The 16,732-nt window shown below is 37.9% G+C and carries 9 protein-coding genes; all 9 read right to left on the minus strand.

All coding sequences use genetic code 11. From position 1 onward, the window contains the following. Positions 1-794: 794 nt before the first annotated feature. The 9 genes from MKY16_RS17605 to MKY16_RS17645 all read right to left on the minus strand — a co-directional run bounded on the left by MKY16_RS17605 (position 795) and on the right by MKY16_RS17645 (position 16,563). Entirely contained in the window at positions 795-2,633 is a 1,839-nt protein-coding gene (locus MKY16_RS17605) for a DNA primase family protein (protein WP_340956429.1), read from the minus strand. 19 nt (positions 2,634-2,652) lie between these two features. After that, positions 2,653-2,850 (minus strand): DUF5659 domain-containing protein, encoded by a 198-nt coding sequence (locus MKY16_RS17610; RefSeq protein WP_250239913.1) that lies wholly within the window; start codon positions 2,848-2,850, stop codon positions 2,653-2,655. 85 nt (positions 2,851-2,935) lie between these two features. Then, positions 2,936-6,457 carry a hypothetical protein gene (locus MKY16_RS17615; RefSeq protein WP_340956432.1) on the minus strand — a complete coding sequence of 1,174 codons (3,522 nt, stop codon included), beginning with the start codon at positions 6,455-6,457 and terminating at the stop codon, positions 2,936-2,938. 224 nt (positions 6,458-6,681) lie between these two features. Continuing rightward, positions 6,682-8,871, minus strand: coding sequence for a DUF3732 domain-containing protein (locus MKY16_RS17620; protein WP_330720571.1), 2,190 nt, complete (start codon positions 8,869-8,871; stop codon positions 6,682-6,684). Then, a complete protein-coding gene (locus MKY16_RS17625; RefSeq protein WP_274484109.1) occupies positions 8,872-9,378 on the minus strand; it encodes a three component ABC system middle component in 507 nt (168 codons plus the stop codon). Between the two features lies 1 nt (position 9,379). Then, positions 9,380-10,543, minus strand: a complete 1,164-nt coding sequence (locus MKY16_RS17630) for an ABC-three component system protein (protein WP_330720569.1) — start codon at positions 10,541-10,543, stop codon at positions 9,380-9,382. Between the two features lie 448 nt (positions 10,544-10,991). Continuing rightward, entirely contained in the window at positions 10,992-12,263 is a 1,272-nt protein-coding gene (locus MKY16_RS17635) for a hypothetical protein (RefSeq protein ID WP_330720568.1), read from the minus strand. Positions 12,264-12,776: 513 nt separating this feature from the next. Then, positions 12,777-13,820 (minus strand): hypothetical protein, encoded by a 1,044-nt coding sequence (locus MKY16_RS17640; RefSeq protein WP_330720567.1) that lies wholly within the window; start codon positions 13,818-13,820, stop codon positions 12,777-12,779. 502 nt (positions 13,821-14,322) lie between these two features. Continuing rightward, positions 14,323-16,563 carry a right-handed parallel beta-helix repeat-containing protein gene (locus MKY16_RS17645; RefSeq protein ID WP_340956436.1) on the minus strand — a complete coding sequence of 747 codons (2,241 nt, stop codon included), beginning with the start codon at positions 16,561-16,563 and terminating at the stop codon, positions 14,323-14,325. Positions 16,564-16,732: the final 169 nt, after the last annotated feature.

Genomic DNA, 16,732 nt, shown 5'->3' on the forward strand with positions numbered 1-16,732 from the left:
GAGTTCCCGTGTTATGATTCTATAATTGTAAATCTACTCATTGTGTCACGTGACACATCTCAAACTATGTAGGTTCAAGTCCTCAATTCGTGTTGTTTAAGATTTTGCAAATAATAGTCCAATTCAGCAAGATTAATTTCAACCTGTAAATCAAAAATTTTAAAACGGTATTCCTAGCCAGTTAATAATATGACTTGATTACGTGTATGAATGCTGCTGAATGTATGTATGGTCTATACGTGGGATAGGGGAAACTCAAAACCGCGATAAAACCACTTCGCTACGCTTCGTAAACGGTAGTATCGCCTGCCGAACGTTTCCCCTCCCACACCCAACCCCATTTCGGCTAATTAAGTTCACTTTCTCAACTCCAATCATCCTTTACTATAAAATTCATGGCTGGACTTATATATTCAATCGCATCATAGCCTCTCTACGGGCTGACAAGCCCATTCCATAAATTCATCTACAAACATGTTTCCTATTCTCCATCAGCCTGTTTCCAATTTTATAACGCCAGATTCCTATCTTCACTTCAATTTCTCCAGTATACTAGCTGATTTTTAAAAGCTGTTTCCATGTTTCCAGTTTTGAACACTCCTGATGACATATACACTCCTCACCAACACATAATATTCGATCAAATATTATTATATGTATTCTCTCAAGAGTTGAAAAAACAGGAAACATGGAAACAAACTCATGATTCTCTATGTAAACAAACTATTTTTCCGTTTCCAATTGTATGCAAAACAGAAAACGGATAGGAAACAAATGTATCAAACGGGAAACATTTAACTTTTGATTCCAAACCAAAAGGGAACTGAGCTGCCACTTATTGTTCTGGCCTTCTTCCGGTAAATCTTATCCTTAAGTTTTGCATCGAGATGCTTATTGAATTGAGTCACCGTTTCAGGTTTAAATCCACCCTGTTTACACCATGCAGCATACATCGCATATAACCTTTTACATTCGATTCGGCTTTCATGTTGTTTTGAAGCTTCACTTTCAATTTCACATTCTTCATCTATGAACAGCATAATGGTATCGGATTCCATTTGATACGTTTTAACTTGATCTGTAATCGTTTGTGAATGCGAAAATCCACCTTGTTGTTCGAGTCGTCTTAAGCCCTCAAGTGCATAATTCAATAATGTCGATAAAGCGGATGGAGTCGTCAGTTTATGAATTAACTTCGTATCCTTTTGTTGATCCGTAAATTTACGAGTAAAAGGAAACACCGTCAGCCTTCTAAAAAATCCATCACTGTTGTCATTACTTTTTGGCAATTCATTCGCACTAAACAACAGTTTACAAAACGGTTCAAAGTTAAAGGGATCTTTCCCCTTTTTCTCTGCGTTTAATCCTTCACCACTGGCAAGTACCTTGAGGTTCCCTGTAGAGTTCAATGCATCCGCAGGGATATCTGTAAAGCAATTCAGCACTTTTCCATACAGTTCAGCAATCTTAAACCGTGATCTATCTCCTTCTAAATCCTGAATTTTGACTTTGGATATATTTGGCTTACCGATCATCGCTTCTATTGTTTTAATTAATACGGATTTCCCGTTGCTTCCCGTACCTTTGAATAGAAATATTTTTTCATACTCTAAGGTGGGAATCAGAAAATAGCCGATCATTTCAAACAATGTTGCATGCGTATCCTGTTCCAGTACAGATTCGATAAACTGAAGCATGACAGGGTCATTGGCCGTAGGATCATATAGGACAGGAAATTGAATGGTGCTCCGTCTATCAGGTTTATGCTCCCTCAACTCTCCCGTTTTCCAATTCAGCAAACCATTTTTCACATTAATATAGTCGTCCAACAGATTAATTTGGGTTCCTGCAATATAACTTTGGGCCTCTATGTAATAACGTGCTTCCTTAATCCGACTATGGCGAAACTCATTGTCCAGCAGAGTAACGGATAATTGCTCCAGGTGACGTTCACCATCATTGACATATACCCCCTGATCATACCGATACAAAAACGTACCATCAAAAAAACATTTCATATGCCGATCTATAATATCTTTACCATACCAGATAGGCTGGAACTTCTTATGCGTTCCGTGAATCTCAAAGTATTTCATATAATTAGGCTCAATTGAATTGGGGGAATTCTCTCCTGCTGACTCATCATCGCGTTTGAACACATCTGGAATATCCACATAAGATGTAAGCATAGAATTGCTTTGACTCCGGTAATACTCATCCTCATGAGCTAACCAATCTATGTATTGTTGGGCAATCCACTCTTGATATTCAGGATCATTCGCTTTCCGTTCTTCCTCTGCAATCCATTGTTCAAGTTCCCAATTCTCAAAAAACGCGATCTCCTTCTTGAAATACGCTCGTTCCGAATCGGTCATATATTTTTCGTCCGTGTATGTCCACCACGTTTTGCCACCATTATACGAAAACTCCAACTCATATGGAGAATAATCAAACTGTATCCGATACTGTTTATCGATATCTTCCTTGATAATCGGCTTCCACATACCATCTATCCAAGCCTCTACTTGTTTGCTATTGCTATTTTTTCGTACATCCACCCGTTTTCCGTTAATGGTGAATTGGTCGGTATAATACTTGTGTTTATCATCGTGTTTCTCTAAAGCTGTTGTCATATTGTTATGATCCCCCTTATTAATAGATGTTATCGACTACCTGTTTAAATTCGTTATATTGTTCCATGGCCTTCCTTAATGGAGATGAATCCTTAAATATAAATACTTTCCGATTCGAATCCTTTAAATCTACTTTTTCATCCATTTTATGAAACCGATTAAACATCAACCATCCTGCCATCCGAGACTGAGTAATGACAATTGTATTGCTTTCCATATCTGACCTCCACATATATTAATGATTGGAATGTGAAAGGTAAATCCCTTCCACATCCCTCTCTACCGGCTGACAAGCCGCATGGTTAAGCTCGGAAATCTACTCGACATATAATAGAAGCGTTCGTTGTCTTTATAATGTGTTTAATCGTTATCGACTTGTTCATATAGCAATCGAGGATGGAATCTCCTGCTTTGCGAGCAATACTCAATCCTTCAGCTACGCCAAGCCAGCCACGGTCATCAAACAAGGTATACGTTTGTCCCAACATTTTCTCAGCTACTTCTTTGGGATTCCATGTCCTCTTTTCGCTGCTTACCAAGGAGATTTTGTAGCCGATGAGATCATCGAGCTTCGCATCCTGTCGTTTGAGGTACTTGTCAGGGATACTCATATCTTTGCCTTCAGGCCATTGTAACGTGTAGGCTTCTCGTTTCATCACCGTGGTATAGTTATGGTCTAGCCACGCAAAGGTATGTTCATCGCTCTCTTTAGCCTTTTGGATATATACTTTATCTTTGTCTTCATAATGAAGTTGCACATTTTGCAGCATCCCTTCACTGGCAACCACCCAACAGAAAGAATAATTTTCATTCTCATTTTTTGCCTTGGAGTCCACGTAAGTCTTCCGAACAGCAGCCGTAGCCAGTAGAGAGGGACAATCGCATATGTGTTCTGCTGCTGCTTTCGTTTCCCGATATAGCTCTGCAAATTTGGCATCCACTTCTTTTCGCAATCGCTTCTGCTTCTCGTCTGATGCGAATGGATTCAGGCTTTGCTTCTCTTGCGTTAGCTCTCTATTTATTTGCAGGAACGTATCATAAGTTGTCTTTAACGCATTGATGGTTTGATCCACATACACTGTATCCAGGTCGAAATTTTGAAAGTACTGATAGATATTCTCAAACTGATGTTTCCGAATTTTCCGATCTATATCGTCTATCATGATTCGGTTTATATATTTCTTAAATGAAAACATCGACCTCGCAAGCTGATCTAAAGCCGAGGTGTGCTGACGATCCTTGTTGTAGGTTTTTCCGTCTTTGAAAAATGTAAATTGTGGCTTCAACGTTCCAAACCGATATTGAATTACATCTGGAATGACAACTTGGTCGAACAGACCCGATTTGGAAGCATCTATACATAGGGCCTGCAAATGCTTCATGATCGCAATCGGAAACTTGTATTGCAATAACCTATCCTTCACGTTAGCGATATTTTCAATCGTCGTATTAATATCGGTGATTTCTCCCGTTTTATCTTCAGAGCGAATAATAAAATCAATAACATTTGCCTTGTTCCATTCCTGTGAAGGAGCGGTTGATTTATCTGCATCGTTGACTTGTACCAGTGAATCAATAACATAGTCTGCCAACGATACTTTTGCTTGAATAGGAAATCGTTCTGCAAAATGCTGCTGGATATTCTCATTCAACAGGTCAAGCCGATTTTTATCGTGGTGTTCACTTTTCTCGTCATTAACCTTAAAATTGTACTGCTGTAGATATTCAATCTGAGTCACTGCCAAGTTTAATCCTGTAGATAAAACCAGTAATTCATCGCCGTCCCTGTCTGCGCCGCCAAGACGATCTGGCTCTGTCCCTAAAGGAAGCTGCACAATATTAACGAGATGACGAATAAACTCAGCATCCTCACCTTCATAATCCACAAATGTGATTCGAGTGATTTCACTGAAGGACATGATCGGGTTCCTCGCAAATAGATTCTGGCCTAATATCGCACCGCCACAGTAACTCTGCTTGGCAGACAAAAAACCTGTATATTCCCAAGTGTGATGATCCGCTGCCGCAGCGTAAGACAAAAACGCTAAAATATCTTGTGTCACATACAGATACTTAGCTTCAATATAAAATTTACCCAAGCCCATTTCATCTATTTTATGATCAATCACTTCCTTGATCGTTTGCCTTACTTTATGATCGAATGCCAATTTTTTATTAAGTTGCAGAGCATGAATGGCATCGCTACACTGTTTACCAATTCCATTATCTGAATTTTCCCGATACACCAAGTGCAGGAAGGCTTGCAAATAGCGGAGACCTTCCCAGTCCAACTCCTCTTTGCGATAGATACTTAATGCCCGATATATAAGGTCACCCTGGACATGGGATAAGCAAACGACATCTCTGGCTTGCAGATCAAGAGCCAATAACAGCTGATACGATGATTTCCGGTATTGTTCATGTACTGGCTTGGCAATATTGGAGATCCCAATCGCATCATAGCCATACTCGATCAATTTAGACTGGTATGCGGATATTGAGGGAAATAACCAGGCTTTCTCCTCTGAACCGTCTGGCTTTTCTCCGACCACTTCCAGCTTCGCTTTAAAAGTAGACTCGGTGGTCAAAATATCGATCTTGCCTGTATCATGCCATGTTCCGAATATATCCTGAATCCGCTTTACGTTATGCTTACGGAAATATCCATGAAAATCTACACAAGGAAAGAAGCCTTTGATTGCTGGCAAGCGTAATTGATAACCTGTAATCGTATAATCTACTTCAAGGAATCTTTCCATTTGCCGTCCTAACTCTTTTGAGACCAAACCCATACCATCAAATACATTTTCCATGACCGTATGATTTTTCACTTCAGCTAATTGCAACCCTGTTGACCATGGTGTGATGGGGAGCACTTTTTTCTCATACGGCTCAGTTTGGTCGATTTTCCATACGGGAACCGAAACGCCATCTTTCTTTTCGACTTTCCATGAAGGTTTGCTAAGGTGCTCCATGCATACCCGTCTACTATTCTCTATTTCCCAGCGACCAGTCGTTTTGTACTGATCTCTATCGTTAGGTGCGATAGGAAGTTTGATTTTATGCTCTTTGACCTTTTGATTGATTTTTTGGCGCTGCTTTTCATAGTGTTTTTCTTCTTCCATATAGGCTTGAAGCTTAGTGTACATGTCCTCTTCTTCGGATGTACGATGATATGGAAGGATCATCTCTACATCTTCCGTTACGGGTATTTCTTTGTCAGGGAGAATACAAATGGTTAGCTGCTTCATATTTACAGGAAAGAGATACACATCTGTTGTCATTAGTGCATTGCGCGTCAAGTTTTTAGATACGGTACACTTGGTTGGTTCGGTTCCAAGGGAAACATGTGCTTTCAACGCTTCAGCATATTTCTCTAGTACAAATAGCTGACGGCATTCTTTATTCTGAACACCGGAAAGGACATTATCCAAAAATACATAAGTATGCCGAGCAATCTCTTGACCGTTTGACTTTGTATAAATGGCGGTAAAGCCCTTTTCCAGTAAACGTTTGAGTTTGTCATTGTCCTCTTCACTACGTCCACGTCCAGTCTCGATGGTCATGATTGGGAGGAGATTCTTCTTTTTTCTGATCGGCTTGCTATTATTGGAATTTAGGTTGGAAGTATCTTGATTGGCTATGTACTCTACTGTAGCATCGAATTGCTTATTCATTATCTTTTCGTGCAGAATGTAATACATGAAGGTTTCACTTGTTTGTTTAGCATCTGCTAAAGTGTAGACCAGCGAAAATTGCCCGTTTCTCTCTACCACATCGCCAAGTTGATATTGCCATATGTAGTACTGTCTTTTTTTGATCATACGTTATCCTCCGATATTTTTAATATGAAAACAGAACGAATGTTCCCTTCATAGTATAACGAATATAAATTCCTATTGAAAGGACTAAATTGGAGGATATAATTTATATGCTTTTCAACTAATAGAACAGCGTTGAATTTCATAACGAAAAGACCCAGTATCTGCTACTGAGTCATACTCGCTATGATCTATGCTGACGCTTAATACCACTCTACTAAAATGCTTTAGACAACATTGGTAAACTTTACATTCAGATCAAAATCAATCTGACCCTCAAGATCAAACACCTGACCATCTTCCATGAATGCCTGTGCCTTAAATAAAAGACCTTCTTCTATAAAATAAGCCTCAGGCACATTAATGCTACAGTCTTTATGCCCCGTTTCTAACTGAAAAGAAGGTTTAATTATCGTTTCAATTAGATCCTCAGCAGTATATTGTGCATTTTTACCTATTAAATCATCTGGTATTTCCTTACTCCAATGCCAAGGTATCAGTTTACGACCTTTCCTCCATCTTTCTACCTGATTAACATTTTCCAAACCGCTTACAACACTTTGACCTGCATGTTCGCTCACAATAACCTGTAAAGTTCCATTAGTCCTCTTGATTCCTGAAGATAAGGCTTGGAATACTTTATTAACTGCTTGCAGTTCTTCACGTTCCGAATCCACTTCTGTATCATCTGGGAAATGAGTTTGGCTTGGCTGATCAATTACTAAAAGACTTGGTACATAAGGTATACTCTGATTAAAAAAAAGTTCGTGCAGTGCAAGCAATGTAGCTACATGATAACCCAACCAATTTGCACCACTACCGATTTCTCTCATCCAAGCAGTTCCACCATTTTCATCAATAACTCTTATTGTTAATCTATTTGTATCGAGCTGAATCAGATCTTCCCCAGTTTCAAGATCTAATATACTTCCATAATGGCCTGCAAACCTAGAGAACTTAAACAAGGCTGTTTCCTTACGATGGGTGAAATTCTCAAAATCTACAAATTCCAGAAGCCGAGCTTCTTCATCTTTTAATAGACTGATTTCATTGACTAAGTTACCATCATCGACTAAAGATTCATGAAGATTAATAAACTCCGTTAGCCTTCCTATAAACATTGCACGTTGCTCTCTCGTTGTCTGCATCTGTTCAGTTTCTTCCTGTATATACTCACGTTCGGCTTTTACATGTCTGAGTTCTGTTTCTCTAGAGCTTGTTAATTTCTTTAGTTCCACTTCCTCAGCATCAAGCATAGGGGGAACCAGTTCTATTCCTTTCCACTGTGCCTCAACCTTACGGGTAGTTTCAATTAATTTCCTCATTTCGACCGTACTTGATCTATTATCATTTCCACAAAGGGGGCATTGATGTGCTGTATTTAATTTTTCCTCAAGCCATGATACTGATGAAAGTCGGTCACGCTTGCGTGAAATATTCAGTTCGGAGGTGGCTCTTGCTAAAGAAAGCTCTTTTAATTGAGTGAGTCTAATTCTTAATGAAGTAATTTCTGCATAAAGTGTGTTCTCCTTTTCACGTAATTGAGATAGCCTTTCGGTGTTAATGTATTCACTACCTTCATCCCATGATGAAGGATCTCTTTTCCAAATAGATACTATATCTTTAAGACGTTCAAACAAAATTTGAGTCTCGATGTTGTCAACTACTAAATTAGATGTAAAACCGTGTTGAGTTGCTGCAATATAGCGCCCTCTAACTTCCCCAGCAAAACTATCTATGTCAACTTTTAAGGAATCCAATTGGCGTTGTTTACGTTCAATTAATCTTTTAACTTCTTGGAGGCGATGTTGTTTTATTAATGTATCGGCATCGACTACTCCAAGTACTAAAGGGAAAATTTCTCTTATTTTTTTCGCATGTTCCTCTTTATCTGCTTCATAGAACATAGTCTCATTATTAGCAATAATACGCTGAGGTTGGAACATGAAAGCTGTCATATCAGAAATGGAAGCTCTTCCTTTGAAACCACTACCTGTTTCGTTAAAATCTGAATTTGATTGAGGTATTCTTGCAAGTCTTTGTAGTATTCCTTTTGCATTATCTCTATTACCATTTTTTTGTGGTACATCAGGGAGTTCAATTGTTGTCCCCTCAACAATATGATAATCATCTGTTGAGATTTGTTCATCAGGGTCACGCCTTGCCAGCAACTTCTCTCCTTCAACAGTACTTATCAGCAATCCATACCAAGAGGAAGTACGTCGAATAGGTCCTATTTTTGGTATTGAACATCCGCCTGAACCAAGGCAATAATCAATAATTTCAATAATTGCAGATTTTCCACTTCTACTTGCGCCTGTTATATAGTTAATACTACCAGGCTTAAAGCAAAGAATCCGAGGTTCTTTTCTTATATCTTTAGGCCATATTATAAGCTTTAAAATCGATAAATACATTTAGGGCTCAACTCCTAGTATTGTTAAGTACTCGAAATCTGACATTCCTCCTGCCCACCCCCCTAATTTTTGTGCAGCCTTTAAAATGTTTTTTGTTTCAACAGGGATAGTACTTGGAATCTTAAAAGAAACATTGGAAAAAAAATAACCCTCCTCAAGAGAGATGAGGTTACAAGCAAGCGCTAGATTTAAAGATCGAAACGTTCTATCCTGCAACGCTTTGATTCTATTGTTTATATTAAAAACCGTCTCATTTTGTGCAACTGAGTTTTTTGAGTCTCGTTCAAGTATAGAACGCAATCCCGATGATTCCCTTTTCTTTAGAATTATTTTTCTGCTCGTATCATGGTATAGAAGGGGGAGAACCGTGACAAGATGCCACAAAGTTAATGACTGCAATTCCTCATGTGGTCTAGAAACAAATCCCTGTGTAAACGCCCATAATGCATTTGCACCAAGTGCTGGATTTTGCATTATCTCATACTCACGTAAAAGTGACCCACTCATATTACTCGGTTCCCTTCGATAATTTTTTAAATTGTGGGTGCCAACCAATTTGTGGTTCGTGTTCATCCGTGAAGTGAGCTAGAGCATGGAAATTGCCACAAGTAATTGGCTTGGGCATAATTTCATTGTCAATATAAGTATCTTCTGACAAAGTTGCATCCAAACATTCTTGTCCCTGAAGATCTTCGCTAAAAGGTTGTCTTAATGCACGTCTATGTGCTATTTTCCACCTATCAGTTAAATCTTTCTCATACAATGATAATGTCGCCTCTGAAACTAAGCTGTTATCAGTCCATTTCATCCGAGTATCTTGTGCATGAGAATAGTGAATTATAGCTTCTCTAATAGTTTCTTCATCAAGATTAATCCAATCAAGTTGCTGTACAAAACCATGGAACTGAAAATCATTGAATTCAATATCGCTCGTAAAAGGTTCGATAATCGCAGACAACCGTGCAACTGTTACTCTTCTTATCAATGCTTGGAGTTCACGATCAAAGTCCTTACGTAATATTCGAGGTGGAAGATCATTCTCTACTGCCTGACGTATCCTACGTTTAATCCAACCATTAATTTGGTCAAATAAACTGACCTTGATGCCCTCATCATAAAAACGAAGGGCGGAAATATCTTTAATATCTCCCCCAAACTTAGGGCTCACCTTATCAAATACTGAAACTTTAATTATCAATGAACGTAGTAATTCGGGTTCCAGTTTACCTATAGACTGTCCAAAAGGGGATAAATCTTTCCTTAAAGTTGGAAGGATTTCATACATTTCATCACACACTAATTTAGAAGAATCCTCATCAGTGGCTTCATGTATCCTCTGAGCTAAGCAGTCATCAGAAATACTTCCATTAGTAACAAGGTGGAATTCAGTATAGTCTAATACTGAAGGATCACTATTTAATAACTCAGCCCATATGTACAGTGTTTTCCACAGAGCAACACTCCTATCAGATAAGGGCGATCCAGAGTTTACAGTAGATTTATCTTGCTCCCTTATTTCTTTACCAGAGTTAAGATGCACGCTCACATCATCTATATCTTCAATTCCAATTTCTATTACATCTATCCCAGCTTGAAACAATCTGTATGTGGCCCGATCAAACTGATATACATACCCTAGTGCTTGACCAGCGGCTGAATGGTCTTTAGTCATAATGATCCTCTTTTAATTTAGAATTATAAGGTTTATACACCATAATACGATAATAATATTCCAAATACTTTTTTACATTATTTTCGAGGTCCGTTGATGAGCTAAAAAAGATGTGCTTGTTTGTTGTAAGCAGCATCTTCTCACACAACTATAAGCCCATTTGGCTTTTTCTTATCTCAAGCTCGTGTTTACGCTCTGCTAATACCTCATCAACCTTTAAATCCTTACCACAAGCGAGAAGCCCATTTACTTCTTCCGCTTTCTGGTTGCATATATATCATATAATTTGAACGAACATTTTTGCTCTTGATAAAAGACAAAGGCAGCATGCTCGGCTGTTGGCGTGAGTCCCATCCTGCTCAATCATGTTTTGTGTGAAAAAACGATCGGGAACTTATTCCGGTAAAGATTGCTTCAAGTTATCGTAAGTCATATTTGCAACTCCAAATTAAGGGATGAGCTTAGGTACAACAGAAACCTCAAATTCTTCACATACAGTGACATATTGCTCCTGAAGCTCTGGCGTTATTCTGAACATTAATCTAATCGCGTCTCGTAAATGCCAAGGGTGGCGGCTCTCATTAGAAAATGTATTATATAAAGCTTGGACAACATCTTTGTCAAATCCATATTTTTTAAAATACCAAATAATTGCATTCTTCTTATGATGATTAGCCCAATCAAATGATGAAATATTACCTCCAATGAAGGCATAATCTTTAAGAATAGATACGAAATCATTTTCTAATAAATACCTAAACTCCTCGGATGATAGTTCGTCAGGCTCAATAATTGCTTGGGATGCAATTAGATGTTTGATACTCTCATTTATCTGATCAGCAGGTATTAAGTGTTGACGAATTAGAGCTATTATTGCTCGAACATTAGAATGCAAACCCACTGTATACCAAAAAGATCGTATAAATTGTGCATTACCCCTAAAAAATTGAATGCTGCTTGGATCATAATTTAAAATTGCTCTGAATAGGTTTGTGTTTTCATCTTCCATTAAAAAGTGAATCACTTGCTCAACAAAATCCCCTTGAATGTTAAATAAGCATCGCCAAAACCTCATTTTTTGATCATCAAAAGCATTACCTAACCCGTAACCTCGTTCTAACATTTCTTTAAGTTCTTGCAGAAATTTTTTATATTCACTTTCCGGCATAGATACAGGAATTTCTTCAATTATAGATTCCGGACTTTCTTGTTCAGGCGTTTTGCTTATTGTAAAATGTACCTTGATCTTTTCTAACATGTCACTCCTACCACCATTAAAATAGAACTTAGGTAAGTTCGACTGTAAGAAGTACCAGAAAGACTCTACGGTAGAGGCTTCAATTATATTAGACTTTGCATGAGCGCAATCATTGCGACGATTTCTCCAGTAATTCAATTGATTTCTCAAATCCTCATTTATTTTGAATAGCCGCGGCTCTTGCTGTCTGTTCGAAACATCAAAAACAGCCTTATCCCATTTATCTTCATCATCAATATTATCTAAAGTTTTTCTTAATTTATCATCAGAAGTAAGAATATCTTCGGGTATTTTTGCAGTAACAATTCTATATTTTAAAACGGTTTGAAAAAACAAATACGAGAAAAGAAGACTCGCTTTGTAGGCTGATCCTTTATAGCAGATTATTGCTTCTTGTAGCAACTGAGTAGTTTCAAGCGGTAATTTTTGTTCATATAGCCAATCTTCAATTTTTAATCGCATTTTCTGCCTCACACCTTTTCTTTTTCTATTACGTCGTTATCTCATAATGGTTTAGAATATACTTTAAACCATTATCGCTATAATATTCCTAATAATATCACCTCATCGAAATATCTCAACCTATATCAAAGGACTATATACCCAAGTTCAAGAGAATAGTCCATCCCATTATTCTACTAAATTCTGCATAAATCTTCTTTATTTCTTACACTATAGCATATTCATGGGGATATATGGAACAACAAAAAGCCCTTGTATGATACCAAGGGCCTAATTTAAAGCATATGGATGTCTTGTGAAATTTTAATTTAATCCCGACTAATGAGGCTTACTTAAAAAGCTCTATACCACCACCGTAGACGCCACTCGTAAATGGAGGTTCGTGAGGGATATGTCCCTCCAGCTCTATGTCTTTTTTTCCTATTGACTCGGTCATTACTTACGCTAGAATAACATTTTCTCTTAGTAGAACTTATGCTTAAAAGGATTTGACAGAGCCCTCTGTAAACTTATTTATCTAATATGCTTCTCTATTTTTTCAAACCATACAGTTTCCCATAACATCATCGAATGTTCCTCAAACCATTCCGACCATGATGGAGGATTTTTCTCAACCACTCGATTATTATTCTCATGCAACACGGTTTTATAAATTAATCTTTTTACAACCTCAAAGAAACTTTCTATATCTCCCTCAAATATCTCTGAAAAATCCCACCATTTACTCATACTTGGATGTCCACCAAAGTAATTCCTTATATCATATAGCCGAGTAAGTAAAACTTTTTCAGACTCAGTCATTTCAAATGCGCTTAAAGTTAATTCTCTTTGATTATTTGTTCCCTTGATACTCATACGTTCTCTTGCATATTGCTGTATAACATCCACTGTCTTATCAAGAGAAGTAATAGCTTCCTCATCAAATTGTCCATCATATAGCTTGCAGGCATTTATATAATTAAAGAAAATTCTATGAACAAACGGGTCTAAAGTATTTACTTTATTTACCCATAAAACTAGGCTTCTTTCTCTTTCTCCATTCTCGTGAAGAAATCTTGCCTTAGTTTCTCTCATAAAAGCTGAAATAAACTCATCTTTTACTCGTTCATTTCTAGGAATGATGAGTTTAAACAGCTTATCGCCTCTAAAATCACAAGAGCGACCATAAACAATATTTATGGAAGAGATCACATCAATCATACGACTTCTAGCAACATATTGTGAAGCAAAATGAAAAAACCATGAGATAGCATCATAAACGTACTCATCTTTGCAAATTTTACTAAGTCCTTTATCCCAAGAGGGCATTAACACGCCTACAAATAAACTTTTACGCTTAGGCGCAATAATAACTTCATTTGAAATGAAACTAATATTCATTTTCTCAGAATCAGATAAATTTCTTATCATTATTTGCACTCTACTATCACAATCAGCGATATGATTATTTAATACCTGATTCAATGAATTAGTAAACTTATTAATACTATTTGAAGGAAGGTTTGCTTGAGCCCATTGACAAAATTTACTCTTAAATTTGTTTGTATTTTGATGCATTTAGGTTTCCCCCATGAATATTACTATATTGGAGTAAGATTTATTGAATAGTCCCAAATTAAATTATAGCAAAAAATTATTATATATATTAAAAAGGATTAGCTCTAATACCGTTGCATCCTTAATATTATTCTCTCCTGACCATCAATATTACGCACTCCACATGCCATATGTATGCAAATAAAATATGTTCCCGCACTCAACCCTAAAGACTTTTTTGAATGCAGGAACATATTAAAGTTGCTCTTAATCCTCGTACATCAATGCTTCTCATCTCGATATATTACTACCACGCACTCCACGTGCCTTGAGTGTACAAAAATGATGACCCTAAAGCCTGGTCGCCCCTTGGCGGAAAATCTATCGTTTTTAGATCAGAGTCTTATGTCTTTCTTTTTTTATTTTCTACTGAAAGTGTCCCTCCTGATCCATCTGCCCCAAGGCAGTCTTGGTTTTTCTGACTTTCTGACAATCCTGTCAAACATAAAACCAGTAAAATAATTTATTGCTCAACTACCCCAAAATCATCCACATAAACATATCCTGTACCAGGATTCTTGTAAGCATACACTGTTGCCCTGGTAGCGCCTGCTCCGGTTGTAAAAGGAATGTTTACCATTGTCCAGGATGTACTGTCAGATGTTGCGGATGCATCCGTTCCTTCAAAGCCATTAACGCCAATCTGAATCCGCTCTCCTATGTCTGCCTTAACCCAGGCGGTACACATATAGCTGGTATTAGGACTTAGCCCCGTAAGTACCTGCTCGATACCATCTTCTCCGGGTCCCAATCTAACACTCTTAGAGCCGCTTCTTGGTACCGATACACTTGCAGCAGTATCTGAATATGTTGCTGCCCATGGTGAGATTATCCCTTTCTCGAAATCAGATTGCCTTACGTTATTATCATAAAGTAAGCTGACACTCTCAAAAACCGGGTCCGGAGATGAAGAAAAATCATGCCCGGCAGTCCAGTCAGTTCCACCGAACTCATATGCTCCAATATCCGGTGCCGCACCAACATAATCATTCGTGATTCCAGATATTACAACCCCTGCATTAATAGCTGGAGAAGTAGACTGCAACCTGAAATCATATGCTGTGGGATTCACAAATAACGGATTGGTTTCTGAGGTAATATTATTTCCCTCTATATGAGTACCAGGCAGTGTAAAGGCTGTAGTAAAGATATTGTTGAAAATTCTGTCGCCGTACATATCTGACTGAAAATTACTTCCCCAATATCCTACATTTCCGTTACTGTAGGTGGTATTGTTATAAATCAGGTTAAAATTACTGGGTGTATTCAATCTTATCCCTGTATAGTTTCCCCATACAACATTATGATGCACAATATAGCCCTTGCTACCGTTATCCAGATAGATACCAGTGCCGGAATAATTCTTTGCCAGATTATCATGGATGTAATTATGATGAATTACCGTCCCTTGCCCATCCCAGGCAAATTCATAGAGTATTCCGCAGTCTTTTGTCAGCTTTCCTGCATTGTACAGATTATTATATTGTATCTGGCTGTTTTGGGTAGGCATAAATATCAGATGACGCCCAGCGTTATATACCGTATTATGACTGATTAGATGGTTTGCCCCCAATAGATAGATTGCCGGAATATCCGCTGCCGAATAATTTGCTTCATGAATAAGATTATTAATTACCTTATTTCCTGTTCCCTCTATACTCACCAGATTACCGGAACTGTAGGTCAAAGTACTGTCTCTAAGCTCATTATTGGTACCGGACATAAATATCCCTGTACTGTATTGTCTGGTAACATCCGAATCATGACTGACATATTCCGCAATCATATTAGAAACTTTACAGTAATTAGAATTAGACATTTTAATGCTAGAGGCAAAGATATTAATTCCGGTAATATTTATGTAAGAGTGGGAACTTAAATCAAATGCATAAGTCCGCTTCTTTGCTTCTACTGTCAAAGTATTCGGATCAACTCCACCAGGTGCCCATAAATAAAGTCTGCCAGTAATGCTGTCATAATACCATTCTCCCGCACTGTCAAGATCTTCAAGATTACCAGTAATATAATAGCTGTTACCGCCTGTCGCTGCAGTATCTATTTGATCAAAGGTAATGGAGCCGTCACTTGAGCTGGTAATGGTACTTTTATAAGATTTGTAGCCTGTTCCCGGAACACTCCAAACCGTTTTGCCAACCCAGTATCCAGGTGCCTGAGTTAAGTTTCCATCCTTGATGGTTGTAGTGGAACCGGAATCAACTGTTGCATATGTTGAATTTAAGGGATCAAGTGTTGATGAATTGGGCCATCTAGCTTCAAATTGCATTTGCTTATTAACAAATATCTGATTTTTTGTTCCAAGGGAACCCCTCATTTCCGCATAATAGATGGCTCCGGAGTAATTTTTCCAGCCAGTAACCGGATCGGCACCGGATACCGTTACGTTCTCTCCTGTATAAGCCTCAAAGTTTATGGGTTTTGCAGAAGTTCCGGAAGTATGAAGTGTTACTGTTTCCCGGTATGTACCACCTCGTATGATGCAGGTATCTCCGGCTGTCATGGTATCTGCTGCCTTTTGTATGGTTTTCCATGGATTTGATAGTGTACCGGTTCCAGTGATGTCATTCCCCGTTGTAGAAACATAATATACGGAATTTGCCTTTACAGTTTCCACACCCAGATTAAAAGTAAATACATAAATCATCATAATTACAACTAAAAATCTAAAGCCTGTTCTCTTATTCATAGCTTACCTCCTGGAATGAATTATATTTTTAGATACGGCTTCTACGCCTGGGCTTAATTTCACTGCTAGGTATGTTCTAATATAGAAATTTGTGTATATATAAGCCCTTAATTATTTAATCGACTTATACCGACTTAAAGTTTATGATTCTTTCGGCGAAGCTTCTCCG

The organism is Paenibacillus sp. FSL L8-0641 (assembly GCF_038006265.1).
Taxonomy (GTDB): domain Bacteria; phylum Bacillota; class Bacilli; order Paenibacillales; family Paenibacillaceae; genus Paenibacillus; species Paenibacillus polymyxa_D.

Bases quoted from the DNA above. Each gene is read 5' to 3' on its own strand.
- MKY16_RS17645 (WP_340956436.1), bottom strand. From the start codon at position 16,563: ATGAATAAGAGAACAGGCTTTAGATTTTTAGTTGTAATTATGATGATT.
- MKY16_RS17625 (WP_274484109.1), bottom strand. From the start codon at position 9,378: ATGAGTGGGTCACTTTTACGTGAGTATGAGATAATGCAAAATCCAGCA.
- MKY16_RS17630 (WP_330720569.1), bottom strand. From the start codon at position 10,543: ATGACTAAAGACCATTCAGCCGCTGGTCAAGCACTAGGGTATGTATAT.
- MKY16_RS17610 (WP_250239913.1), bottom strand. From the start codon at position 2,850: ATGGAAAGCAATACAATTGTCATTACTCAGTCTCGGATGGCAGGATGG.
- MKY16_RS17640 (WP_330720567.1), bottom strand. From the start codon at position 13,820: ATGCATCAAAATACAAACAAATTTAAGAGTAAATTTTGTCAATGGGCT.
- MKY16_RS17605 (WP_340956429.1), bottom strand. From the start codon at position 2,633: ATGACAACAGCTTTAGAGAAACACGATGATAAACACAAGTATTATACC.
- MKY16_RS17620 (WP_330720571.1), bottom strand. From the start codon at position 8,871: ATGTATTTATCGATTTTAAAGCTTATAATATGGCCTAAAGATATAAGA.
- MKY16_RS17615 (WP_340956432.1), bottom strand. From the start codon at position 6,457: ATGATCAAAAAAAGACAGTACTACATATGGCAATATCAACTTGGCGAT.
- MKY16_RS17635 (WP_330720568.1), bottom strand. From the start codon at position 12,263: ATGCGATTAAAAATTGAAGATTGGCTATATGAACAAAAATTACCGCTT.